This is a genomic window from Methylomonas sp. MS20 (assembly GCF_050275925.1).
GTDB lineage: Bacteria > Pseudomonadota > Gammaproteobacteria > Methylococcales > Methylomonadaceae > Methylomonas > Methylomonas koyamae_A.
In genome coordinates, this window is sequence record NZ_CP189962.1 from 3592350 (window position 1) to 3615115 (window position 22766).

Here is a 22766-nt window from a genome sequence, read left to right on the forward strand (position 1 = left end):
ATGCGAAATTCGGTTTTTTACTTGTTCGCGGCCGTGTTGATCTTCGGCGGCCAATTTTTGGTCAGCCAGGATTTGGTGACCGGCAAACCGCCGGCGATCGAACAACGCACGTTGCAAAACCGCGACGCGCTGGCCGGGGTCGCTCAAGGCCCGGCGCTGATTTATTTCTGGGCCGGTTGGTGCGGAGTCTGTCGCGGGATTCAGACTCAAGTGGATAAGGTGTTGCGCGATTATCCCGGCCTGACCGTGGCCGAGCGCTCCGGCGATGCCGCCGAGGTGGCTCGCTATCTCAACGAACGCGGTCTGGATTGGCCGGTGGTCAACGACCCCGACGGCGAGTTGGGGTTGCGCTACGGATTGCGCGGGGTGCCGGCGCTATTTTTTCTAAACCGTACCGGCCGAATTGTGTTTACCACGGTGGGTTATACCAGCGAATGGGGCTTGCGCGCCCGTTTATGGCTGGCCGGACTGATCTAGCGCGATTTAGGAAAAGTCGCCGAGCGCCGCCAAATCGCGCTCCAGCAATTCGCTGTCGCCGAGATTCAATTCGACCAAGCGGCGCAAATAGGAAATGCTTTCGATGTCGATGTGCTCGCATTTGAAACCCACTTGCCCCTCTTCGGCATGGGTGGCGCTGACGGCCATCTTGATCGCCGCGTCGTCGGACAATTCGAAACTCAAGGTATAGTCCCCCCCCAGACCGGCGGTCCAGGCTTGATCGAAGCGCAACAGACATCCGCGCAGGCTCAAATCGGCAATCTTGCAAGCCAGCGGACCGTCCGGACCGGTCAACACCGCGCCGGCATGGTAAAAAATCCGTTGAAACCGGCGTTTGTCTTCGCTTTTTTCGAATGCCATGGCGCTATTCCGGGAAAAATTTCATTTCGACATTGTCGACGACAATCACATCGCCGGCGTTTAATCTGACGATCCGGTCGCCCAGCGGCTCCCGGTTGACGGCCAAGCCGTCGTGACCCTGCAGCGCCGACACGAAATAACCGTCCTTGCGACGGGCGATGACCACCACGCCAGCGCCGTCGTGGCCTATCCGGGTCATGGCTTTTCTAAGCCGCAACACCCGACCGATATGAATACCGTTCATCACCTGCAAATTCGCTTCGGTACTTTTAGCGGCCTCGTCCAAGCGGCGATTCAAGGCTTCCACGCCCGCGTCCGGATTGGCGACCGGCGCCGTGAACACCGCTTCCTGAAACCGGCCGGTGGTCTGATAAAGAATGTAATGCTTGCCGATGTTGACGATATCGTTATTGCGCAAATTCCATTCCTTGGCGCGCTGATTGTTGACGACCAGCGGAAACTCCTCGTTCAGCTGCTTGATCACGCAGTCGTCGCCCTTGACCACCGCCACCGCATGGGCCGGCGCGACCGCCAGACTGTCGACGACCACGTCGTTGGTATCGTCGCGGCCGATATGCACGATGCCGGAATCGAATACGCCCGCCTGGATCGCCTTGTCTTTAAAATAAACGGTAAATTTCGCCATCGTCGATAGTCAATTAGTCCCTGCGCCGGTTACCTAGTATAGCCACTATCACTTCCGTTGCAGAGCAAACCGGAATTTGAAAGCGATCCGGCCCGTTATTGGAAAAAGAGATGTTTTACAACAAAATGACTCGGGATGTTTCCCGATTCCGCGACGGCACGAATAATCGCCTTTCGGTCCGCCGTCGCGTTCTGCGCTAAACTTGCCCTATCACCCAGTCAACCGCGACGACCGCCATGCCAGATCTATCCGCGCTCCCGAATCCCGAACCGTTGATTGCCCAGGACATCTATATCGCCGGTACCGACGAGGGCAGCGGCAAGTCCTTGATCATGCTGGCCGTGATGGAAATGCTGTCCGGTTTCGCCGGCCACATCGGCTTTTTCCGGCCTATCATCCAAACCAGTCCGGCCAAGGACGACATGATTCAATTCATCAGCCACCGCTACGCGCTGCCTTGTCCGCCGGAAGCGATGTACGGCTGCAATGCCGACGAGGCCCGCGAGCTGCTGGCCGCCGAACAATACGACGAACTGCTGAAATTGATTTTGGCCAAGTATCGAGCCTTGAAGGCGCGTTGCGAACACATTCTGTGCGTCGGCACCGCGCCGCGCCGCGACAACGCGGCCTTCGCCTTCGAATTCAATCTCGACGTCGCCAACAATTTGGGTTGCTTGCTGATGCCTGTCATTCAGGGCTCCCATCGTACTCAGGAGCAAATCCTGCATAGTCTGGTCAGCCTGAAACACACGTTGCACGAACACGATTGCGAGTTGCTGGCCACCGTCGTCAACGGCGCGTCGCCCGAGCTGACCGACACCTTGCGCCACACCCTCCCCCACGATCCGGAATTTCCGGTTTACATCGTTCCCGGCGATCCGGCCCTGGAGAAACCCAGCGTCGGCGACATCGCCTGGGCCATCGACGCCAAGGTATTTTCCGGCGAGAACGGCGCGATGGGCCGGGAAGTGTCGCATTACAAGGTCGCGGCCATGCTGGTACCGGACTTTCTGGATTACGTCGAAGCCGGCGATCTGATCATCACGCCCGGCGACCGCTCCGACATCGTCATGGCCAGCCTGATGGCCTACCATTCCAAAAACTACCCGCAAATCGCCGGTTTGCTGCTGACCGGCCACCAGGAGCCGGCGCCACAAGTGCGGAAATTGATCGACGGCCTCGGCGAAACCCCATTCGCGGTACTCGGCGTCGATTCCGACACCTTCACGACCGCGATGCAAGTCAGTCAGATCGGGCCGCGCTTGCATAGTCAAAACGAACGCAAAATCGCCAAGGCCCTGGGCTTGGTCGAAGCCAATATCAACATGGTCGGCTTGCGCCTGCGGCTAAGCAGCAAAGTCAGCGGCAAGATCACGCCGCTGATGTTCGAATACGATTTGTTGCAACGCGCCAAGGCCAAAAAGCAGCACATCGTGTTGCCGGAAGGTAACGAGGAACGCATTCTACGCGCCGCCGAAATCCTGCTGCTGCGCGATGTGGTCAAAATCACCCTGCTCGGCAACGAAGCGGAAATCCGCCAAAAAATCCAAAGTCTGTCGCTGAAACTGGACGGCGTCGACATCATCGATCCGATGACTTCCGAACTACGCCGGCTCTACGCCGAAACCTATTACGAAGCCCGCAAGCACAAATGCATCGTCTTCGATACCGCTTACGACTTGGTCGCCGACGTCAGCTATTTCGGTACCTTGATGGTCCACCTCGGCCACGCCGACGGCATGGTATCGGGCGCGGTACATTCCACCCAGCACACGATCCGCCCGGCTTTCGAAATCATCAAAACCAAGCCCGGCGCCTCCATCGTCTCCAGCGTGTTCTTCATGTGTCTGGAAGACCGGGTACTGGTTTACGGCGATTGCGCGGTGATCCCCAACCCCAACGCCCAACAACTGGCCGATATCGCCATCAACGCCGCCGATACCGCGCGATCCTTCAATATCGAACCGCGCGTGGCCATGCTGTCCTACTCGACCGGCGAATCCGGCAAGGGCGAGGCGGTCGATAAGGTTCGCGAAGCGGTGCGCATCGCCCAATCCTTACGCCCCGATCTGTTGTTGGAAGGTCCCATGCAATACGACGCGGCGGTCGATGCCAGCGTCGCCAAAACCAAATTGCCGGACAGCCAAGTCGCCGGCAAAGCCACCGTGTTCGTGTTTCCGGACCTGAACACCGGCAACAACACCTACAAAGCCGTGCAGCGCTCGTCCGGCGCAATCGCGATCGGCCCGATTCTGCAAGGCTTGAACAAACCGGTCAACGACTTGAGCCGCGGCTGCACGGTGACCGACATCGTCAATACCGTCGTGATTACCGCGATCCAGGCCCAGCAAGCCGCGCCGGCGTGACGCTGCCGATGAATTCCGCGAGACTAACAATCTGGGCCTGGCTGCTATGGGCCGCGCCGCTAACGGCGGAAACCCGCATCGCGATTCTGAACTTCGAGCTCAAGGATATGACGCTGGCCCCCGGCCTACCGGCCGAAATCCAGCGGACCGCGTCGTTAAAACCGTTGCTGGAACGCGAATTGGCCGGCGCCGGTTATCGCATCGTCGATATACCGGACGCCGAACAACACGGCGCCGACAGCGGCGTCGGATATTTGTTCGATCATGCCGACGCGGCCGCTCAACTCGGCTCGCGCCATGCCGCCGATTACGTGCTGGTCGGCCGCTTGCATAAACCGTCATTTTTGTTCGTTTACTTGATGGGCCACTTGGTGGAGGTCAAGCAGCAAAAAATAGTCGGCAACTACATCACCGAATCCAAGGGCGGCGACGCCAAATTGACCGGCAAGGCCGTCGAGGCGCTGGCCGCCAAAATCGATCAAGACCTGGAGCGCCGCTACTCGCCGCCACCGCCCGATTCGGCGCGCCGAAGCCAGCCTGACGATGACGAATTCGCGTCCGCGCCTGGCCGAAAATGAAGTGGCCGTGGGAGCGGCCTCAGCCGCGATCGGCGGCGCTTCACCGGCAAATGACTTTAAACCATCGACCGCCATCCAATCACCGCAAACCGCCAATTACTCGCGATGAAAATTCTGGTTCTAAATGCCGGCAGCTCGTCGGTTAAATACAGCGTCGTCGAAACCGACGACCATTCCGTCTCGATTTCCGGCTTGCTGGAACGCATCGGCAACGCCGATGCCCGCCATGCCTACCGGATCGGCGCCGACAACCGGCAAATCGACACCGCCATCGCCGACCACGGCCAAGCTCTTGGCTTGTTGTTCGACACGCTGACCGCCAGCGGGGTCGTCAATGGTCAGCCGCTGGCCGGCATCGGCCACCGCGTAGTACACGGCGGCGAGAAATTCCGCGAACCAGCCCTGATCGACGCCGACGTCACCCGGCAAATCGCCGAAACCATCCCGCTGGCACCGCTGCACAATCCGGCCAATCTGTCCGGCATCGAAGCAGCGTTGCGGCAGATGGGCGAGATTCCGCAAGTCGCGGTATTCGATACCGCCTTCCACCACACCCTGCCCGACTACGCCTTCCGTTATGCCCTGCCCGGCCAGTTGTACCGCGAACACGGCGTGCGCCGCTACGGTTTTCACGGCACCTCCCATGCTTATGTCGCCAAACAAGCCGCCAAATTGCTGGGTAAGCCGCTAGCCGACACCCACTTGATAACCCTGCACTTGGGTAACGGCGCCAGCGTAGCGGCGATCGCCGGCGGCGTCAGCGTCGACACCTCGATGGGCATGACGCCGCTGGAAGGCCTGATGATGGGCAGCCGTTGCGGCGACATCGATCCGGCCATCGCCTTTTATCTGGCCCGCACGCTGGGCATGGACTTGAATGCGATCGACCAGCTCTACAACAAAGCCAGCGGTTGCCTGGGCGTCTGCGGCGAAAACGACATGCGCGCCATCCACGCCAAGGCCGAGCAAGGCGACGACTCGGCCAGGCTGGCCTTGGCGATGTACGCCTACCGAATCAAGAAATACATCGGCGCGTACTTTGCGGTGCTGGGCCGGGTGGATGCGCTGGTCTTCACCGGCGGCATCGGCGAAAACGACGCCTGGCTGCGCCAAACTTGCTGTGCCGACCTAACCGGCTTGGGCATCGCCGTCGATCCCAAGCTCAACGCCGCGCCGGTCAAGCCGACCGCGATCCACCCGGCCGGTACGCCAGTCGCGGTGCTGGTCATCGCCACCAACGAGGAATTGGAAATCGCGTTGCAGACTGCGGACTGTCTGGCAAAGCGGGCAACGTAAAGAGCGATAGTCCGGCAGCCTTTTCGCCTGCCGCGTTTCCGTCACTGGAAAGACCGTGAATTTGACTCGGGCCGGGGAATACCGCCGACGCTTTGCTCCCCCGGTTCCACGCTGGAACCGCTAGCCGGATTGCGGATCGGCCGCCCCCTCCAAATCGTCCAGCGGGGAGACGACGCCTTGCCCACCCTGATGCAGCACATGGGTGTAAATCATCGTGGTTTCCAAATCGTTATGCCCCAACAACGCTTGAATCGTGCGAATGTCCTTGCCGCGTTGCAGCAAATGCGTGGCGAAGCTGTGGCGGAAAGTGTGCGCGGATACCCGCTTGGCGATACCGACTTGCCGCACCGCCACCCGAATCGCCTTATTGATGAGCGACTGATCGTAATGATGCCGCCGTGTCGCAGCGGATAAAGGATCGGCCGACAACGAACGCGCCGGAAACACGTATTGCCAACCCCATTCGCGCTCGGCATTCGGGTATTTTTTCGCCAACGCATAAGGCAGATAAACCGCCCCGTAACCGTCGGCTAAATCCTGATCGTGAACCGCCTTGACCTTGTCGAGATGGTTCAGCAACAACGGTGCCAGCGAGGCGGCAAACGTCGTCACCCTGTCCTTGTCGCCCTTACCGGAACGCACGGTTATTTGCTTGTAGGCAAAATCGATGTCCTGCACCCTGAGGCGGACGGCTTCGCTAATTCTCAAACCGCTGCCGTACAACAGCTTGACCACCAGTTGCGGTAAGCCCTCCAGCCGCGCCAAGACTTGCTTCACTTCGTCCACCGACAACACGACCGGAACATGGCGGCGATGCGTTTTGGAGCGGATCGCGTCTATACGCTTGGTCAAGGGCTTATTCAGGACATGCTTATACAAAAACACCAAGGCATTCATCGCTTGGTTTTGCGTTGCCGGCGCGACCTCACGCTGAGTCGCCAAGTGAGATAAAAAAACTTCTATCTTGGCCTCGCTGTCATCGAACAAAGCCTGCCGTTCCGTCATCCGATGAAACTTGACGAACTGCTTGATCCAATCGGAATAACTACGTTCGGTATGCAAGGAATAATGTTTCAGCCGCATCACGCGACGCACATCGTCCAATAAGGTTGGCGATTTTGTACTTGACATAAAACACCTACCTGATAAAGTCAGTTGCAACATAATACGCAGGCAAGATTGCCTGATTTCCAGGCTAATAGCGAGTTATCGAGGCAAACATGCCCACTTTTCCGGATACGCAGGCAAAAGTGCCTGAAAAGGCGGTTAATATCAACTTATACGGGCAGATTTGCCTGATAATCAATAGTTAAATGCGGGGCCAATCTCGAAAGGCTTGGAAAGCAATTAATTTATCGTAAAGAAATAGCAAATAATGGCTGAAGAAATCATGAAAATATGTTATTACCTGGAGGGAAAAACCTTGCAGGTTAACATGCGTTCAACCAGACAAGGTTTTTCCCTCCAGGTTAAGCCATGATTTTCAGCGTCATTCGTGTTTCTTTGCTTGAATCAAAATTATTGTTTGGAAATGTCATCAAGGCATTTAACCAGTCGTTAAACCTGACCAAAACTCCGCTTCGCTCCGTTTTGGCAGGTTAACTCTATTCGTTATGGCTCAATAAAAAATATGCGTAAATTACACCTAATCGCCTTATTTACCCTTTCGCCCGTGGTATTGGGGGAAAATATAAAGAATTTCAGTACGCCAGAGCAAGCCATTCAATTTCTTGAGGAAGCGTACCGAAGAAAGAGCATTGATGACGCCGTCTCAGCAAAAGATTTTTTCGAAGAAGGCCGCCTCATGTTACAGAATATAAATCCGGAATTTTCAAAAGATGGAGGGCTAGTCAAGCAGGCTGCAGAAACGCTTGAATTAGCCTATCGGAAAGAAATGGAAACGAAGGGGTTCCCCGATTTAGAAGGCCTTAAATGTTCTTTCCCTGCCAAAGAAACACTGGAAACCGATCTTGTGAAAGTCACAGAAGTGTGCATTTTTCCGGACGGACGGAACTCACGTCAGAATATACTCGTTAAGAAAGGAAATAATGGATGGCGTGTCCTAAATGTCACCGACTAAACCATAACGATTGCGTCAACGTGACCGGTTTTCCGCTAGCGCTCCAAACCGGCTCGTTACGCTGGCGTTAGGCCGAACAACACATGAGCCTCTTCCCCGAAACCGATGATCCCGAAGTCGTCCTCGCTGCCGCGCTCGAACGAGCGATCGAGAGCCATCGTGCGGGTGCTTTCGACCAGATCGGCGCCGAGTACGATGTTATTGAGTGCGAGGTGCTGCCCTTCTGGCACGTGGCTAAGGAGAACCTAGCCCTTGGGTTTCGCTTCTGGGACGACTGGATCGATGCGAGCAATCATCGGTGGCAATATCATCCCGGCATTTCGGAGGCCGACTGGCCTCTCCACGCAGCCGTGGTCGTAGCGGCCCTTCGGTCTCACTCGCTCCCAACTGACCCCTTCATTCTCCAGGCATTCACTCCGCCTCCTCCATCGTGGCTTCGGCGCTGGCTAAACCGTGTTCAGGGCCTCTGATCCCACGGCGCAGCCTGGCCTAAGCAGCGGGGCCGACGGTCCAGCGGAGGCAACCGTAATGAGGTCACCCACAGCGTTCGGCCTAATCGGGTAAGGGCGAGTATCTCTCCCGCCCTCCCCACACCACCTAGCATGCGGGTCCGCACTAGGCGGTTGAAACAGGGTAATGAAAACGTACCCACTGGTCTTTGATCGACACCAAGCCCTGCGCTTTTAACCACTCGTTGTTCATCGCCATTTGCGTGATCGGTGTCCGCGACATGGCGTAAGGCCCTTTCGAGCTGACGCCAGTTTTAATCGCTTCCTTTAAGCTGACGCCCAAACTGACCAGATGGCTGATCTTGGTGCGCGGCCACCGCCACTGTTTGATCGCCAAGGATGGCGTGAATGCAGATATTGCAGGAGCATATATCTGTCCAGTAGCAGCAACGCATTCGCCGCCGTAGCCATTCATCCAATTCAGGGATTGGCCGGTAATATTCCGATAACGCAAAGTAGTTCATCCAACCCACGATATAGCGGCGCAGTTCGCGGTAGCGATAAACCAGGCTGACGCCCCACGAACGCCCTGTGAGTTGTTTGATACGACGTTTAAAGCGGTGTAGCGCCTTGTCGCTCCAGACGATTTTGTTGCCTCGGAAGCAAAACCCGAGAAACTCCAATTCGTTGCTGGTACAGATACGACTTTTGTTGAGATTGACGTGTAGTTTCAACCGCTGCTCCAGAAACCGGGTGATGTTGGCCTGCACTCGTTGTGCCGCCCGTAGGCTGCGCACACAGATGACGAAGTCGTCGGCGTATCGGGCAAACCGATGGCCGCACTGGTGCAGGTAAACGTCCAACTCGTGCAACACGATATTAGCCAGCAACGGCGATAGCGGACCGCCTTGGGGAACGCCCTTAGTGGTCGCTTGCCATTGGCCGTTTTCGATAACGCCGGCGCGCAAATAACGACCGATCAGTTGCAGCACCCGCTTGTCGCTAATGCGTTGACCGAGCAGTCGCATCAACACGTCGTGACTGACGTTGTCGAAGAAGGCGGCCAAATCGATGTCCACCACCATCCGGTATTTCGCCCGGATATAGTCGCGCACTTGCCGGATGGCTTGGTGGGCGTTACGTCCGGGACGGAAGCCGTAGCTGTTGTGGCTGAACTCGCGTTCGAAGTGCGGCGCGAGTTGTTGCGCGATGGCTTGCTGGATCACGCGGTCGGCGATCGTAGGTATGCCCAAAGGTCGTTTATCGCCGTTGGGTTTGGGTATCCACACCCGCCGAACTGCTTGCGGTTGGTAGTCGCCGCTCATCAATTGGGTCTTGATGGTCGGCCAGTGTTGTTGCGCCCAGGCCGGAAAATCCGCCACGGAAATCGCGTCAACCCCAGCCGCGCCCTTGTTCGCCTTCACGCGCTTCCAAGCACGTTGCAGGTTATCGCGGGCGACGATGGTTTCCAGTAGTGGCTGGTCCAAAGCGTGCACGGTTGTCATACGCCGGTAGCTACTTCCCGCGGGCGCGGGCTACGTCAATACCGAGTCTGACAAGGCGCTGCCTTGTCCTGTTTCTTTGGTCCTTCGCGCTGAGGGCACTCCCGCCGCCAAGACTACTATGACCGCTGCTGACTTCTGAAACGTCACGCATCGCATTGCTACGCTGCGCGCGGCCCTTCACGAGCCGCCGGCGTTTCAGATCTCCCCAGATAAGAACATGAACTGTCACGACACCACCGCCGGATTTACTGTATAGCGCGAATTCATGGCCTTCGTTGTCCTGTGTCAACTCGGCCCTGCTGCTCAGCCTTATATCCAGTTTCTGTTCGTCGGCTCGTCGTTTTGCACTTAGGCTTCCTTCAGACAATCCCTCACGGGCTTGCCTTTGCCTTCGGCTAGTCGTTATGATCGCTAACATGATTAACGTTGAATTCTCCGACAGGGGACTTGCACCCCATAAGTTCATGCCCATGCTGGGCGTACACCCTGCGGTCAACCGGACGCCCGGCAAGCTGCGCTTGCCGGTCCCCTCCGGCCTACGGCCTCCGGTCGCCGGTTACCTTGAACGCTAGGCATTATATGGGAAGCTTGTTCACATGAAATATCTGTTCTTGGTGCTCATCGTCATTAACAGCTCGGGGATTGCGCGGGCCGAAGGATATGGCGTTACAACATCTACGGATTTAAAAGCTGAAGGTGCGAAGGGCTCACAATTTCGAGCTCGTGTGCTGCAATTGGTAAGTCTCGTCAAATCCAAGCACTTCGATGAAGCGGAGACTTTTGCAGCTGAATTGCGACGCACCTTTGAGTCCTCATTTGATCGATCGTTAAAACAGTACGTATTTCAATCCAATATTGAGTATCAAGAATTCTTAAAAAATTCTAGTGAGTCATTCGAATGGATCGATTGGGGATACAAGGAGTGCATTCAGATGCAAGCGTTCATTGCTTCTGACAAACGGTTATTTTCTGTGGCGATAGACCGCCTGAAGGAATTGCAGTCTATAGCCCCAATGTCTGCTGATACCTCAGTGGAACTTGGATTTGCATTTAATCAATCTCACCACCCAGATGACGCACTTGCTGCTTATGAACGGGGGCTACAATTGGCAAGAAGGTACCCGTCACAACGGTCTTTTGAAGGGGCAGCACTTCGAGGAAAAGGGTATTCGCTGGTTGAGCTTGGAAATCTGCATGAAGCAGAACTGGCCTACGAAGAATCCCTTATGGTTGAACCAGGTAACAAGGTCGCACTTAGGGAACTGGAATACATCAGGCAATCCTATGCTAAGCAATAGGCCTAACCAGCGGGTGAACTTGACCGGCAAAAGCTTCGCCACTATCGTGGCTACGCTTTCGCCGTCAAGTTACCCTTATCGTTATAAAGCTTAAGCATGAAGTACGACGCTAAAGTTGAACATAGTCACGAGAAACATACTGAATTCACGCAATGGTTAATTCGGGAAACGGTTTCAGGACTACTCAAATCGAAAGGCAATCCTGAAGAAATTAAGTCATGTGTGTTTTTATTTCTTCATAGGGCTTATGAAGCACATTTCGATCCTGATGAAATAGTAGATTTGCTGGGAGCCAAAAAACCGAGCATTATTGATAAAGCTGAGTTATTTGGTGCAGATGAGGAGGCGGTGCTTGCTGCGTATGAATTATTGGATCCAGTCATTAGTCAGATGTATGAATAATCGGCTTTATAACACGTCGCTCAAAGGACGCTCCGCTTCGCTGCGCGCCCCTTAGCTCTGCGTTATATGCTCAAATTACCCGGTCTAAGAAATGAATAAATTTGAAGAATTTGAAAAGGCTCAAAGCAAAATCAGAGAGCTCGACTTTCAAGGAAAAGACCAATTTAATAATGAGGTACTTGAACAGTACAAGTTAAGGAACTCATTTGGTTTAGACCCATCGAAAGAAATACATCGAATTTTCCAAAAAGATTATTATGAAAAAGATGTATCCGAAGGATATCTAACCCTGCCAATAGCATCTTCTACTGTATGGAACGATCCTCTCGAGAACCCGTTAGAAGATGTAACCGGTATCGACACGGTAACGGGCGGGAAAATCGACTATGGCACTCTTGTCAGATCATTCTATGCATTATGCTGGACGGAACGATCGAATCCAAACACTGCTGAGTGGGCCAGCTTTTCTCATGGGAAAAAGGCAGTAAGAATATCTACTACGGTAGGTAAGCTATTAGATCGCTTGATGTTGAATAACGACCGTCTTTACATGCATAGAATTTGGCTCACAAGTGTCGAATACACGAACCCATCTTTGATTCAAGCAATGAAAACGCCGGCCGTAGTTCTCAATCACATGGAGAGCACCGGTTCAATGCTTGCGGCTAGCGCAGCCGTTGTTCGCACGCAATTTTCTGGGGAAGATGAGGTAAGGCTTTTATTTGATGCCTCGATAAACCCAGAATTGCCTGGAATTGTATATTTGAATAATAATCAATTGTTACGCATCCCTTTTAACTGGAATGGCTTCGTTGATGGCCAGATTGAGAATTAGCTGGTTCACATATAACAATGCAAATCAAGCCGACGCAAAAAACATCACGGCTTATTTGCGGCGTTAGCCAGCGAAACAGATAACCATGCAACAGTTCTTTGAAACCAACTGGCTGTCGATTTTTTCGATTATCATCGGTATAGTCGTAGCGTATTTCTTTTACCGTTTGCAAAAGAAGGACGCGGCTTCCGCATCCTTAGAGCGCAAAAAGCACGCGACAGCAGAGCTACTTGATGTTGTAGAGAGTTACATCATTAACAAGCGGCGAATATCTGAGCAGGTAATTGAAAACTTAATCCATGCCTCAGAACGCGACCATTCCGTCGCGCTGCGCCCTGCCTGTACTGGAGTTTCCCTTCTACAAGATGTTGCCCTGCGACTTCAGCGTAGCCGTCATCTGGATATTCCTCAAAAGTCTGAGTATTCAGAGAAAATTGAACAGCTGATTCTGGAAATTCGGGAACATCGCGAGCCAATTCGGTTGGATGAATTGAATTCCGAAATGGCAGAAAAATTTGCTGAGATTGAAAGGTTATTGCAGCCAGAGCGTAGAGAACAAGGGAAAGATATTTTGGAATCAATCGCCAGCCTCGGAGAACGAAAACGCGAAGTTTCGCTTCGAACTGAGGAAAGTAGGGAGCGAGTAATGGCTGTTGTAACAACTCTTCTTGGTGTAACTACCGCGCTTGCAACATCCCTTATCGGAAGTAAGTTTTTCGACACAGTGTCTAGCTCACCGGTTACTTTAATTGTTGGCAAGCTCTTTCCGCTGATGGGTGCGCTTTTAGTTGTGGTAGTGGCACTTCAGTTTTTACTTACTACGCTGCGGATAAAACGAAGAGCAGCAGATAGCACATTACGCCAGGGAAAGTCCGATGGCTAACCTTGCGTTCGAAGGGACGCTCCGCCTATCGGAGGCACGCCCCTCAACTTCACGTTAGCATCAAAATGGAACAAGCCACTGCGCCAACACTCGATGAATTCAAAGCGGCCTGTAGGGATGAGTTCGGATTCCTACAGAAGGAATTTGGATTTATTGAAATTGGGCCGACTAGAGAAGAATATTCTAATTTGTATGAAGCTAATTTCGAAAAAGATGGCTGGCGCATCGTTGTTGCTGGATATTCGTACGGTTTTTCCGCAGGCATAGATATAAGAAATAAAAAAGGGATTTCCGTGCCTTTCCATCACTTGGTGCCTGATGGATTTTGGGAGGCGAATCGGCAAGGCTATGGACGCGGACAAATAGGAGATATTCGGTTTCAAGCGCTGTGCTTGAAAAGATTTGGAACACGTTTTCTCAATAATGACTGGAGCCAATTTCAGTTATTAAGAGATCTTGAAGAAAAATGGAAAGAAGAAAATACAAAGGCATGGGAGGAAGATGAACGAGAGTGGGCAATGAAAAGAGCTATTGAGAAGGCTGATAAGGCATTCAAGGCAAAGAGGTATTCAGAGGCGGCGGATAATTTAAGCGAATTTAAAGAATATTTGCCCCCTTCCCAAGCAAAGAAGCTTGCAATCTGCCTGAAACGAAGAAATGCTAACAAATAGCTTCAACGGACATCAAAAAGCGTCGCTCTGCTTTTTGCTGCCGCTGAGCATGGCGTTATATTTTTTCTCCGGTTTATGAAATTTTGAGAAAGCGTCGATAAACTGTTTTTGTAAAAATCTTAGTAGTACTAATAATCTTATAAGGGGATAGCCATGCCTACTGGAGTTCGAGGTGGAAATAAAATGTATCAGATGTATCGCGGAGGTTGCGCCGGAAAATTCGATCTTGACGGGATTAAAGCGGGGTATTTGATTTCCAAGTTGATGCGAGAGTGGCAACAGGAGGATGACCAAGCTTCAGTTGCGTCTAGTTTGCCAAGTGAATCATTGGTTAACGTGGGTAAAATTATCTATAAAAAACCCGTATTACTCGAAAGCTATGCAGACATGTCAATAATTAATCTCTCTATGAAATCTCTAGCTGCGGCGGACGAATTTGCCCGAAAGCAGCATAGTCAATCTAGCAGTAAAACAGATCTTACAAATCCACCTTGTGGCAATAGTGCGTATGTCGGGATGACTGACAACCTTAAGATTGCTAAAGCATTTGCAAGCAATCCTGAAGGCTGGGTATGGAGATTCGATATTCCAGGTGACAAAATATGGAAGGGAGGGACTGAAGACGAATGGCTCGCTCTTGGGGGAACCAAAATATACAACCTCTTTTTATCGAAAGATTCAGGAATTACTTTTACCCCTTTCTAACGATATAAAATATAACAAGGTTTTTGTGTGTGAAGGCTAGGGTATTAACAAAGGATTCAGAAATCAGGCATTGATTAAGTGCTTGTCAGATCGGAACGTATCCCTGATGTTCTTCTATGAAGAGGAATTGGGAGAGGGAACTCCCCATGAAAAAGCTGGCAAATTCATAACATTAGTTCGTCCCCCATACAATTACGGACAGTTCGAAAAGTGGCTTTATCTTGGTAATTGGCAAGCCATTTTTCCAGCCAACAAGAAATATCAGCCTTTCAATACTTTCAAGACGAAAGGTCCAGAAATCGAGAAACGAATGAATGAAGCTAAAGTAACTCTTATCATCGATTCGTTCCATGATGACATCGAGTGGAATGTTATCGAAAAAACCTAACCAGGCGCTTCACCCGACCAAAAACCGTGATGCGGTTTTCGTCGGCTGAGCTTTACGTTATGCGCTTTAGAGACAGTTCGGCATGGAAGATCTTACAAATAGGTATCTAGCAAGTTGTTCACCATATATCAGCAGCTTGGTCTACGATATTGGTAACAGAACACTGGTCCTTGAATGTGTACCGGACCCAAATAGCTTAAAGCCGCACACCAAAGTAATTTTTACCGGTATCCGCTCCTACTCCGAAGAAACTATCGATGATGAATACGACGACATGTGTATGGATGGTGTTGTAGGCATGCATTGGATTCGTGATCATATTTTTTGTCTTCGTACAGATACGAAAGAAATCATCCTGGAATTAGAAAATGAGCCGCACAGGTTATGCACCGCATACCCTATTCAAGGTTTCCGATGAATCAAACTCCCAAGAAGGTACGCGATGCGTACCCTACATCGCTTGCAGCTCAGGCCATAAAATGCGTGCCATCTACGTTCTGTTTGCAATCGCTGCCGCCTTGAATTCGGCGATTGCGGCTACGGCAATCGAAACGGATGATCCATTGAAAGCGTTTGTGTTGGATCTATACCCCCGTGGCTCCGATTACTTCATCAACGGTAAGCACGATACCACCTTGTTCCGTTGCGTCGCCGACTTCAATAGCGACGCGCGACTTGACATCGCTTTATCGGAATTGAGCATTTGGGGAAATCGAACGGGGCCTTTTGATATTTTCGCCCGAGAGCCGAACGGTCGATTCAAGTATCTTCGCACATCCGATTATGAGTCAAAGCTCAAAGCGCTCTGCCGCGAACGACTCGAATCGTGTTTCTCGAACGATTACCTGTCAACCGAGAAGTGTCAATGGAAAAAAGAATTTGCAGAATAAGCACAGCCCTGCAATCAGAAAGATGTTTTATGCCGGTTCAAATCCAGCGGAGCGTTCAATGGATTTGACGGGTTACCAAACTCCAACTTTCAATCAAATCAACGAATACCGAAGTTACTATTTCTGCTCGCCGGTAACGATGTCGTTCATGGCGGGCGAATTCGACCGTTCCAAACGGAGGCGGATTTTATGTAAGCGGTCCTTTAACAGCATCTGTATAAACAGCTCGAAAGGAACGAAGATAGTGTCCACTTATAATCAGGTGGACACCTATGAAGGAGCATAACACGCGATTATCGCGGCCATTAATCGTGGGGCACGGGCGAGACGGCCGTTGCCTTTATGATCCGGAAGCCAAGCGGGAGCTAGTGAAAGTTTGCTTGCATTCGGGCACATCGGTTGCCAAGATCGCTCTGCAATACGGTATCAATGCCAATCTGCTGCGCAAGTGGATGGGGCATTACCGAGAAACAGGACATCCGAATCCGAACAGTCCATTAACGTTGCCGGCTTTTGTGCCCGTTCAGTCGCTGAGCGCAGAGAAACCGGCTGAGTCAGCGCTCAGTGCGGAGTTGCCCAACGGCGTTAAACTCGCGTTACAGCCTGTCGCACTGAGCGACCTGCCGGTGATTTTGAAGGCGTTGGCCGAGCTGCCATGTTTCGTTTCGACGCAGGATTGAAGGTCTACCTGCACCGCGAGCCGGTCGACGGCCGCAAGGCCATCAATGGTTTAGCGCTGCTGGTTGAGCAGGCATTAGGCTTGAATCCGTTCGAGCCGGCCATCTACGTGTTCAGCAACCGCCGGCGGGATCGGATCAAACTGCTGTTGTGGGACCGCACCGGTTTTTGGTTGATGCTCAAGCGGCTGGAAGCCGACCGTTTTCACTGGCCGAAAGAGGCAGCAGTTGTGATGTTGACGGTCGAGCAACTCCACTGGTTGTTAGCCGGTATTGACTTGGCCGCGATGCGGCCGCATCCGGCACGAACCTATACCCAAGTGGGCTGAAACGCGGATGTAAAGCCGGTAAAATAACGGCATGACGCCCACCATCACGCTGTCCACCGAAGACTACCAAGCCTTGCTGGCCGAGCAGCAACGGCTGGCGAGTCAACTGCGGTTGGTGACGGTCGAGCGGGATTTATTGAAAGAACGTGTGGATGCCTTTCTGCATAGGCTGTATGCCGCAAAATCCGAGGCGCGGGCCAATCCGGCCCAGCGCGACCTGTTCCTGAACGAAGCCGAAGTGTTGGCGCCGAACGGTGCTCCAATCGCCGAGGAAGCCACGCCCGAAGCGGTCGAGGTGGCCGGTCACCGCCGTAAGAAACGCGGTCGCAAACCGCTCGATCCGCATCTGCCGCGTGAGATCGTGCGCCATGAATTAGCGGAAGCCGAACGCATCTGTGCGCATGACGGTACTCGTCTGGTGGAAATCGGCGCTGAAATCAGCGAGCAGCTCGACATCGTGCCGCAACAGGTGCGAGTCATTCAACATCACCGCGTCAAATATGCCTGCCCGTGCTGCGATGAAAGCATTCGCGTGACGCCGGCACCGGTTCGCATCATCCCCAAAGGCTTACTCACCGAAACGGCATTAGCCTGGGTCGTCACCGCCAAATACCAGGATAGCCTGCCGCTGTATCGGCAAGCCGCGCTGTTGAGCCGTTTCGGCGGCGATCTGTCGCGCAACACGCTGGCGGCTAGCATGGTGCGGGTTGGCGACGCAGTGCAACCCATCATCAACTTGCTGCGCGACCATCTGCTCGATGCCGATCTGATCCTGGGCGACGAAACCGTGGTTCAAGTGCTCAAAGAATCCGGCCGAGCCGCGCAAAGCAAAAGCTATCTGTGGGCACAAATGACCGGCTCCGGACCGCCGATTCGGCTGTTCAGCTACACGCCGGGGCGCGGCGGAACGCATGCGCAGCCGTTGTATGAAGGCATCAAACCCGGCGCGGTACTGATGAGCGACGGCTATGAGGTGTATAACGCCATTGCAGCCAGCCGGGGTGCGATTCACCTCGGCTGTTGGGCGCATGCGCGGCGTTATTTTGTCGAGGCCGAAGCCGCCATTCCTAAAGCCGCGCGTGGCCCGGAGCAACTGGCGACGCAGTTTATCGCGGCGATGGGTGAACTGTACGCGATTGAAACTCAGACGGAAGACCTGAGCGTCGAACAGCGTGGGCAGCGGCGCCAGGAGCAAAGCCGACCGGTTTTGGTCAAAATCGAAGCCCTGCTGCTACAACATCTGCATGCGGTAATCCCCGGTAGTTTGCTGGGCAAGGCTTTGCATTACTTGTCATCGCAGTGGTCCAAACTGATCCGCTTCGTCTACAACGGCGCTTGGCCCATCGACAACAACCTCTGCGAAAACGCCATACGCCCCTTCGTGGTGGGCCGCCGCAATTGGTTGTTTTGCGATACGGTGGCCGGCGCCCGTGCCAGCGCTAATCTTTACTCGTTGATCGAAACCTGCAAGGCCAATAGCGTCGACCCTTACACCTATCTGGTCGATCTGTTCCGAAAGCTTCCCACCGCAAAAACTGTCGAAGAGTTCGAAGCGCTGTTGCCTTGGAATCTCGACGCCCTAACGGACTAATCGTACGCCAACGGTTAAGTCATTGTCCGTTTCAGTTCTAGTGCGTCCTTCAAAGATCGCTTACGATTTTATGGCGGGGTTTCTACCGCCTGCCGTCGAATTGTTAGGCGATATGCCGAGTTACACCGATCGAATAAGGTATGGCTTTGCTCGAGGCCGGGCGGCGAATGTTAAACGGCTAGTGGAACGCGGACGTATGATCGGCTTGGTCGCCGCCTGCCGGGGATAGCTCGTCTGATAGGCCAGCCGTCGGCTGTTCTACGACCGCATGCGCCGCACGTAAATCGACTATGCTGACCCGATGATCGACTCTCCTTTTTTCAAAGTTCAGCCTGACGGATCGGTCGATATTGGCGCGATGAACGTCAAATCAGTCACCAAACAGGACTTCCCTCGCTTGAGGCGGCCATTCGCGGTTTGGTTGTTCTTGGCGTTTGCGCTCGGCACGAACGCGGCGGCGAAGGATAGCGGTGCGCCCTCGGGGAGAAAAGCCGCCCGCAATTTGCCGGATATTGATGCGACCGAACCCGATGCCGTCGATATTGAACACGAAACCAATATTTTCCATAATGCGGCTGTCGCCAATCTTTCCGCGAATATCGGCCTGGCGCCGGGTTGGGATGCGGGCCTCAGTGTGTTGAACGCGCAATTTGCCTCGACGGCTTCCTCGGCGGCATCGTTCCAGCCGGATATTTTGGTGAATTTGGAAAAACATTGGACGGCTGAAAACGTACAAGTGATCGCGGGGATGCAGAACGGCTTGGGCATTGCCGCGTCCGGCAACGCTTTCATGAATCTTGCCTATCTGGAATATCAACGCCATCTACCGGATTGGGATGTCGATATCGACACCGGTCTTTATTACGCCAACGCGGCGCTCGCCAATCACGATAGCGCGGGTTTGCATCTGAATGTCGAATTGCCGGTATCGGGAGAACTGAGGTTTGACGCCGATTATTGGTCCGGATTCAACGCCTTGGGCGGTACGACTTTCCGATTGTTGTATCCGCTGTACCGGAATTGGCGGGTCGGCTTGGGCGTGCAGTGCCCGACGCTGGACGCCGGCGATCCTGTCGTCGGCATATTGGGTGTTTATTGGCGATAATTCCGACCTTGGCCAACGTTGATTGGGATTCGCGCGTTTTTCCGGCTCGGTCGGTGACGGGAATGACAGCTTTAGTCGCACTGGGATCGAACGGCCGTTCCGCCGTCGAACTAAAATATCGGGCGTTCGTTACCTGACGATGCTCCGACCCAGCGGCTTTCGAGCCGACCGAAGGACTCTTTCACAGCTTTTGTTAACGTTGGTATCCATTAATCTCTACCCACCATTTCACGATGACCGAATTTATGTACGACATTGACAGCGTACTGATAGCCGGGGTGCTATTGGTTTCCATGCTTTTGGCCATAGAAAGCGGTTATCGACTGGGCTCTCGCTCCGAGCATGTCACCGGCGAGGATTTCAAGCAACACGTCAATGCAACCTCGGCGTCGTTGCTGGGGATATTAGCGCTGTTGCTGGGATTTACATTTTCGTTGTCGTTACAGCGTTACGATAGCCGCAGCGAGGCGGTGGTCGACGAAGCTAATGCGATAGGCACGACCTACTTGCGTTCGCGGATGCTGCCGGCCGGCGTGCGGGACGAAGTCGGTAAGTTGTTGCACGAGTATGTCGATCTGCGGGTGAAGGCCGGGGAAATCAATTTGACCGCCCACCAAACGCTTAGCGAGATGGCCGCCGAAACCGGCAGGCTGCACTCGGCGTTGTGGGACTATGCGCGGCGTGCGGTGGAACTCGACCCAAGGCCGGTGACCAGCGGTTTGTTCGTGCAAACCTTGAACGAATTGATCGACAATTACGGTAAACGCGACGCCGAACTTGCGCGTCATGTACCCGAATTCGTGCTGTTCCTGCTCTACATCACGTTCATCATGACCGGGGCGGTAGTCGGCTATGCCACCGGGCTCGCCGGACATCGTCCTTCGTTCGTTACCCACATTTTGGTGGGATTGATCGTGATTTTGGTATTTATCATCCTCGATTTGGACCGTCCGCGCCGCGGCTGGATTCAAGTGAGCCAGAAAAGCATGCTCGATCTGCAGACCGATATTCGCGAACTCTCCGGCGTCGGCAAGCAATAAGGCAATCCAAGCCAAGGTCATCGCCGGACCCATACGCCAGATTACCGGTTTTTGGATGCTTCGTTTCCCGACTTCATCGACAAGCGTGCGGCATCAAGCCCGCCTCCAAACAGGCGTCGGAACCACGCTTGATCTCCCGAATAATTTCTAGTAGTGTTCCTGAGTCGAAAAAATGTGCCCCAGGTCCGTTTGCGTTGTTCGGCGAAACCTCTAGGAAAACCTATCAACCGGGAGTTTTTATGAACCAGAATGTTTTAAGAGCAGGTGTGTTGCTGTTGGCGAGTTTATCGAACGCGGTCGGTGCCGCGGTGTTGGATTTGTCGACCGACGGTTCCAATCCTACTCCGCTCAGTTTTTCCGCGGGCGACAACGTGGTCGACGTGAAATTGGACCCTAGCGCCGGCGCGGATTCGCGTTTTTTTAGGTTCGACATCGGAGCTGGCTATCGACTGACTTCTATTCAATTACAGGCTTTCACGTTTAGCCAGATTGGCGGCAACCCCACCGCTACCGGCGTGGCGTTTTTCGGCTTGAAGCAAGGTACGACGATCACGCCCAGCGTTGTCGACCCGTCCGCTGTCGATGGCTACGCGCTGCTGGGCGCTCCGGTCGGAACAACCCCGATCAACGGCGTTATTCCCACGAATGTCGGGGAAGATGTGTTTCCAAGTCTGATCGCTACCGGGGCCTTTACCGGCACCCAATTGCCCGCCACCTTAGGGGTGGGCAGCTACACGGTTTGGTTGCGTGAAAGCAGAACCATGGACACGTTTTCGTTGAACTTTAAAGTCGCCACCGTTCCATTGCCCGGCGCCGCTTGGTCGATGGGGTCGGTGTTGCTTGGCTTGGTCGGTTGGGGAAATCGACGCTCTCCCCGCTCGAACTCGGTTGCGGCTTAATCGCGGATGGGTTTACCCGTTCGTTAACTATTCTCGAACCTCGTCCCATCGGCTATCGCGCCGATGGGTTTTCAAATATTTCCCAGCGTGCCTGAATTCGGAAAGGTTCTGGTCGTTCCTGATTGGGGTAGGCGTCCACGCCATCGAGCGAAGCCGGAGCCCGGTTGATGTGGCCAATCGCTGCTGGCCAGCCACCCGTGACGGCGTCCCGACGCGCGGTTATGGACGTCAGTGTGGCGAACGGCTTTTCAGCAAAATCAATGCCTTGCCATATTAAACCGCGACCAAGCCCCGGTTTCGCGGAATAACTCGCCGCGCGGCCCCAAAAAGCCCTATCATATTAGCTATCTCTTATGTGAGACGGACTGAAAGGCGGTAGGGATTGCCGAAACTTTATTTCTCAATTGGAAATAAACAATGTATTCAGCATGGTATTGTAAATTAATGCCTGAGAGTTATAGTGAAGCCGTCTTCACTAACTCTGCGACTGAATTCAGTCCGGGATGTAAATATGAATGCTTCAAACAGCTTCTATAAAGATATTACCACCGGTTTATTGTTTATTATCGGTATGCTCGGTTTTCTGTCGGGCCAATTCGTAATCTCTACATTGATGTTCGGCGCGGCTTCAATTTTCAGCAATCTAACCTAAGTGATGCTGTCCGGCCGTTATGGTTTCAGTTACACAACTCAAGGCGCTGGCGGTGAAAGTCCATGTCTTTCATCATCGGGTTGGGCGCCAATTCGCGTAAGGAGTATCACATGAAAATTCGAAAGGGCCGCGCAACGGTTAAAGTGAATGGGCTGGATTTTTTTAGGGCGTTGAGTATCTGGCGAATACCGACGCGACATAAATTAAACGCGGCGATGCTGGTTTTGTTTGGCTTATTGCACATCGCCGATGGCGTGATTACTTATCTCGGCTTGAGCTTTACCGATGTCGACGAGGTCAATCCCATTTTGAATTACTTTGCCGGCTTGGTGGGTTTGGGACTGGCCATTACATCGCTGAAAGTGGCGATACTTCTGGTGATTGCTTTTATCTTCTTCGACCGTCACTCGATCAAAGGGCGTTGGGGTACGGCCACCTTGGTTTGGGCTGATGCCTTTTACAGTTGGGTGGTAACCAATAATTTTACATTGGTCATGGGTGCCTGATTCCATCCTACGCATCCGTTTGAAAAGCGTGGGCTCGGTTCTTTAGGCTCACGCGGTGTTGATGTAAACCCCGTATTTCTATCGTCCGTTGCCTCGAATCCCGTTTCCCGCTCTGGC

At 53.4% G+C, this 22766-nt stretch carries 25 protein-coding genes; 21 read left to right on the forward strand and 4 right to left on the reverse strand.

Translation table 11 applies throughout. The features are described from left to right. Positions 1–477 carry a protein disulfide oxidoreductase gene (locus tag ACQE3D_RS16000; RefSeq protein WP_313729766.1) on the forward strand — a complete coding sequence of 159 codons (477 nt, stop codon included), beginning with the start codon at positions 1–3 and terminating at the stop codon, positions 475–477. A 6-nt stretch (positions 478–483) separates the two neighbouring features. Here the strand turns inward: ACQE3D_RS16000 and ACQE3D_RS16005 are convergent, their stop codons facing one another. Further along, a complete protein-coding gene (locus ACQE3D_RS16005; RefSeq protein WP_313729765.1) occupies positions 484–858 on the reverse strand; it encodes a PilZ domain-containing protein in 375 nt (124 codons plus the stop codon). A gap of 4 nt (positions 859–862) precedes the next feature. Next, positions 863–1504, reverse strand: coding sequence for an FHA domain-containing protein (locus tag ACQE3D_RS16010; protein ID WP_064028012.1), 642 nt, complete (start codon positions 1502–1504; stop codon positions 863–865). A gap of 236 nt (positions 1505–1740) precedes the next feature. On the opposite strand from ACQE3D_RS16010, the gene pta reads away from it, so the two are divergent. The 3 genes from pta (at position 1741) to ACQE3D_RS16025 (ending at position 5744) form a co-directional block, all read left to right on the forward strand. Further along, a complete protein-coding gene (gene pta, locus ACQE3D_RS16015) occupies positions 1741–3870 on the forward strand; it encodes a phosphate acetyltransferase (RefSeq protein WP_064028010.1) in 2130 nt (709 codons plus the stop codon). An 8-nt stretch (positions 3871–3878) separates the two neighbouring features. Continuing rightward, entirely contained in the window at positions 3879–4448 is a 570-nt protein-coding gene (locus ACQE3D_RS16020) for a DUF2380 domain-containing protein (protein WP_313729764.1), read from the forward strand. A gap of 105 nt (positions 4449–4553) precedes the next feature. Next, positions 4554–5744 carry an acetate/propionate family kinase gene (locus ACQE3D_RS16025; protein WP_313729763.1) on the forward strand — a complete coding sequence of 397 codons (1191 nt, stop codon included), beginning with the start codon at positions 4554–4556 and terminating at the stop codon, positions 5742–5744. A gap of 120 nt (positions 5745–5864) precedes the next feature. Here ACQE3D_RS16025 and ACQE3D_RS16030 read toward each other — a convergent pair whose 3' ends face one another. Further along, positions 5865–6875 carry an integron integrase gene (locus ACQE3D_RS16030; protein ID WP_313729762.1) on the reverse strand — a complete coding sequence of 337 codons (1011 nt, stop codon included), beginning with the start codon at positions 6873–6875 and terminating at the stop codon, positions 5865–5867. A 499-nt stretch (positions 6876–7374) separates the two neighbouring features. Here ACQE3D_RS16030 and ACQE3D_RS16035 point away from each other — a divergent pair, with 499 nt between their 5' ends. Then, complete coding sequence (locus tag ACQE3D_RS16035; RefSeq protein WP_281020882.1) at positions 7375–7824, forward strand: hypothetical protein; 450 nt, start codon at positions 7375–7377, stop codon at positions 7822–7824. Between the two features lie 83 nt (positions 7825–7907). Beyond that, complete coding sequence (locus ACQE3D_RS16040; RefSeq protein WP_168033308.1) at positions 7908–8294, forward strand: hypothetical protein; 387 nt, start codon at positions 7908–7910, stop codon at positions 8292–8294. A gap of 293 nt (positions 8295–8587) precedes the next feature. Here ACQE3D_RS16040 and ltrA read toward each other — a convergent pair whose 3' ends face one another. After that, a complete protein-coding gene (ltrA, locus tag ACQE3D_RS16045; protein ID WP_313729760.1) occupies positions 8588–9778 on the reverse strand; it encodes a group II intron reverse transcriptase/maturase in 1191 nt (396 codons plus the stop codon). A gap of 596 nt (positions 9779–10374) precedes the next feature. Between ltrA and ACQE3D_RS16050 the strand changes: the two genes are divergently transcribed. The 15 genes from ACQE3D_RS16050 (at position 10375) to ACQE3D_RS16120 (ending at position 22649) form a co-directional block, all read left to right on the forward strand. Further along, on the forward strand, positions 10375–11076 hold the full coding sequence (locus tag ACQE3D_RS16050; protein WP_313729759.1) for a tetratricopeptide repeat protein: 702 nt from the start codon (positions 10375–10377) through the stop codon (positions 11074–11076). 96 nt (positions 11077–11172) lie between these two features. Beyond that, on the forward strand, positions 11173–11478 hold the full coding sequence (locus tag ACQE3D_RS16055; RefSeq protein WP_313729758.1) for a hypothetical protein: 306 nt from the start codon (positions 11173–11175) through the stop codon (positions 11476–11478). A gap of 91 nt (positions 11479–11569) precedes the next feature. Next, positions 11570–12313, forward strand: coding sequence for a hypothetical protein (locus ACQE3D_RS16060; RefSeq protein ID WP_313729757.1), 744 nt, complete (start codon positions 11570–11572; stop codon positions 12311–12313). Positions 12314–12398: 85 nt separating this feature from the next. Continuing rightward, positions 12399–13196: a hypothetical protein gene (locus ACQE3D_RS16065; RefSeq protein WP_313729756.1), complete on the forward strand. Its 798-nt coding sequence runs from the start codon at positions 12399–12401 to the stop codon at positions 13194–13196. Between the two features lie 65 nt (positions 13197–13261). Beyond that, positions 13262–13867 carry a hypothetical protein gene (locus ACQE3D_RS16070; RefSeq protein WP_313729755.1) on the forward strand — a complete coding sequence of 202 codons (606 nt, stop codon included), beginning with the start codon at positions 13262–13264 and terminating at the stop codon, positions 13865–13867. 153 nt (positions 13868–14020) lie between these two features. Continuing rightward, positions 14021–14572, forward strand: coding sequence for a hypothetical protein (locus ACQE3D_RS16075; RefSeq protein WP_313729754.1), 552 nt, complete (start codon positions 14021–14023; stop codon positions 14570–14572). Positions 14573–14678: 106 nt separating this feature from the next. Continuing rightward, positions 14679–14960 carry a hypothetical protein gene (locus tag ACQE3D_RS16080; RefSeq protein WP_313729753.1) on the forward strand — a complete coding sequence of 94 codons (282 nt, stop codon included), beginning with the start codon at positions 14679–14681 and terminating at the stop codon, positions 14958–14960. A 368-nt stretch (positions 14961–15328) separates the two neighbouring features. Beyond that, positions 15329–15850, forward strand: a complete 522-nt coding sequence (locus ACQE3D_RS16085; RefSeq protein ID WP_313729752.1) for a hypothetical protein — start codon at positions 15329–15331, stop codon at positions 15848–15850. 272 nt (positions 15851–16122) lie between these two features. Further along, on the forward strand, positions 16123–16530 hold the full coding sequence (locus ACQE3D_RS16090; protein ID WP_231883784.1) for a transposase: 408 nt from the start codon (positions 16123–16125) through the stop codon (positions 16528–16530). Continuing rightward, positions 16506–16856 (forward strand): IS66 family insertion sequence element accessory protein TnpB, encoded by a 351-nt coding sequence (tnpB, locus tag ACQE3D_RS16095; protein WP_313727828.1) that lies wholly within the window; start codon positions 16506–16508, stop codon positions 16854–16856. The genes ACQE3D_RS16090 and tnpB overlap by 25 nt, the downstream gene beginning before the upstream one ends. A 31-nt stretch (positions 16857–16887) precedes the next feature. Beyond that, positions 16888–18447 (forward strand): IS66 family transposase, encoded by a 1560-nt coding sequence (gene tnpC, locus ACQE3D_RS16100; RefSeq protein ID WP_427550982.1) that lies wholly within the window; start codon positions 16888–16890, stop codon positions 18445–18447. 301 nt (positions 18448–18748) lie between these two features. Further along, on the forward strand, positions 18749–19552 hold the full coding sequence (locus tag ACQE3D_RS16105) for a hypothetical protein (protein WP_313729751.1): 804 nt from the start codon (positions 18749–18751) through the stop codon (positions 19550–19552). Positions 19553–19785: 233 nt separating this feature from the next. After that, entirely contained in the window at positions 19786–20592 is an 807-nt protein-coding gene (locus tag ACQE3D_RS16110; RefSeq protein WP_168031387.1) for a hypothetical protein, read from the forward strand. Positions 20593–20831: 239 nt separating this feature from the next. Then, positions 20832–21491, forward strand: a complete 660-nt coding sequence (locus ACQE3D_RS16115; RefSeq protein WP_313729750.1) for a hypothetical protein — start codon at positions 20832–20834, stop codon at positions 21489–21491. Positions 21492–22253: 762 nt separating this feature from the next. Further along, entirely contained in the window at positions 22254–22649 is a 396-nt protein-coding gene (locus ACQE3D_RS16120) for a DUF5658 family protein (protein WP_139306396.1), read from the forward strand. Positions 22650–22766: the final 117 nt, after the last annotated feature.

Bases quoted from the DNA above. Each gene is read 5' to 3' on its own strand.
- ACQE3D_RS16000 (WP_313729766.1), top strand. From the start codon at position 1: ATGCGAAATTCGGTTTTTTACTTGTTCGCGGCCGTGTTGATCTTCGGC.
- ACQE3D_RS16005 (WP_313729765.1), bottom strand. From the start codon at position 858: ATGGCATTCGAAAAAAGCGAAGACAAACGCCGGTTTCAACGGATTTTT.
- ACQE3D_RS16010 (WP_064028012.1), bottom strand. From the start codon at position 1,504: ATGGCGAAATTTACCGTTTATTTTAAAGACAAGGCGATCCAGGCGGGC.
- pta (WP_064028010.1), top strand. From the start codon at position 1,741: ATGCCAGATCTATCCGCGCTCCCGAATCCCGAACCGTTGATTGCCCAG.
- ACQE3D_RS16020 (WP_313729764.1), top strand. From the start codon at position 3,879: ATGAATTCCGCGAGACTAACAATCTGGGCCTGGCTGCTATGGGCCGCG.
- ACQE3D_RS16025 (WP_313729763.1), top strand. From the start codon at position 4,554: ATGAAAATTCTGGTTCTAAATGCCGGCAGCTCGTCGGTTAAATACAGC.
- ACQE3D_RS16030 (WP_313729762.1), bottom strand. From the start codon at position 6,875: ATGTCAAGTACAAAATCGCCAACCTTATTGGACGATGTGCGTCGCGTG.
- ACQE3D_RS16035 (WP_281020882.1), top strand. From the start codon at position 7,375: ATGCGTAAATTACACCTAATCGCCTTATTTACCCTTTCGCCCGTGGTA.
- ACQE3D_RS16040 (WP_168033308.1), top strand. From the start codon at position 7,908: ATGAGCCTCTTCCCCGAAACCGATGATCCCGAAGTCGTCCTCGCTGCC.
- ltrA (WP_313729760.1), bottom strand. From the start codon at position 9,778: ATGACAACCGTGCACGCTTTGGACCAGCCACTACTGGAAACCATCGTC.
- ACQE3D_RS16050 (WP_313729759.1), top strand. From the start codon at position 10,375: ATGAAATATCTGTTCTTGGTGCTCATCGTCATTAACAGCTCGGGGATT.
- ACQE3D_RS16055 (WP_313729758.1), top strand. From the start codon at position 11,173: ATGAAGTACGACGCTAAAGTTGAACATAGTCACGAGAAACATACTGAA.
- ACQE3D_RS16060 (WP_313729757.1), top strand. From the start codon at position 11,570: ATGAATAAATTTGAAGAATTTGAAAAGGCTCAAAGCAAAATCAGAGAG.
- ACQE3D_RS16065 (WP_313729756.1), top strand. From the start codon at position 12,399: ATGCAACAGTTCTTTGAAACCAACTGGCTGTCGATTTTTTCGATTATC.
- ACQE3D_RS16070 (WP_313729755.1), top strand. From the start codon at position 13,262: ATGGAACAAGCCACTGCGCCAACACTCGATGAATTCAAAGCGGCCTGT.
- ACQE3D_RS16075 (WP_313729754.1), top strand. From the start codon at position 14,021: ATGCCTACTGGAGTTCGAGGTGGAAATAAAATGTATCAGATGTATCGC.
- ACQE3D_RS16080 (WP_313729753.1), top strand. From the start codon at position 14,679: ATGTTCTTCTATGAAGAGGAATTGGGAGAGGGAACTCCCCATGAAAAA.
- ACQE3D_RS16085 (WP_313729752.1), top strand. From the start codon at position 15,329: ATGAGCCGCACAGGTTATGCACCGCATACCCTATTCAAGGTTTCCGAT.
- ACQE3D_RS16090 (WP_231883784.1), top strand. From the start codon at position 16,123: ATGAAGGAGCATAACACGCGATTATCGCGGCCATTAATCGTGGGGCAC.
- tnpB (WP_313727828.1), top strand. From the start codon at position 16,506: ATGTTTCGTTTCGACGCAGGATTGAAGGTCTACCTGCACCGCGAGCCG.
- tnpC (WP_427550982.1), top strand. From the start codon at position 16,888: ATGACGCCCACCATCACGCTGTCCACCGAAGACTACCAAGCCTTGCTG.
- ACQE3D_RS16105 (WP_313729751.1), top strand. From the start codon at position 18,749: ATGATCGACTCTCCTTTTTTCAAAGTTCAGCCTGACGGATCGGTCGAT.
- ACQE3D_RS16110 (WP_168031387.1), top strand. From the start codon at position 19,786: ATGACCGAATTTATGTACGACATTGACAGCGTACTGATAGCCGGGGTG.
- ACQE3D_RS16115 (WP_313729750.1), top strand. From the start codon at position 20,832: ATGAACCAGAATGTTTTAAGAGCAGGTGTGTTGCTGTTGGCGAGTTTA.
- ACQE3D_RS16120 (WP_139306396.1), top strand. From the start codon at position 22,254: ATGAAAATTCGAAAGGGCCGCGCAACGGTTAAAGTGAATGGGCTGGAT.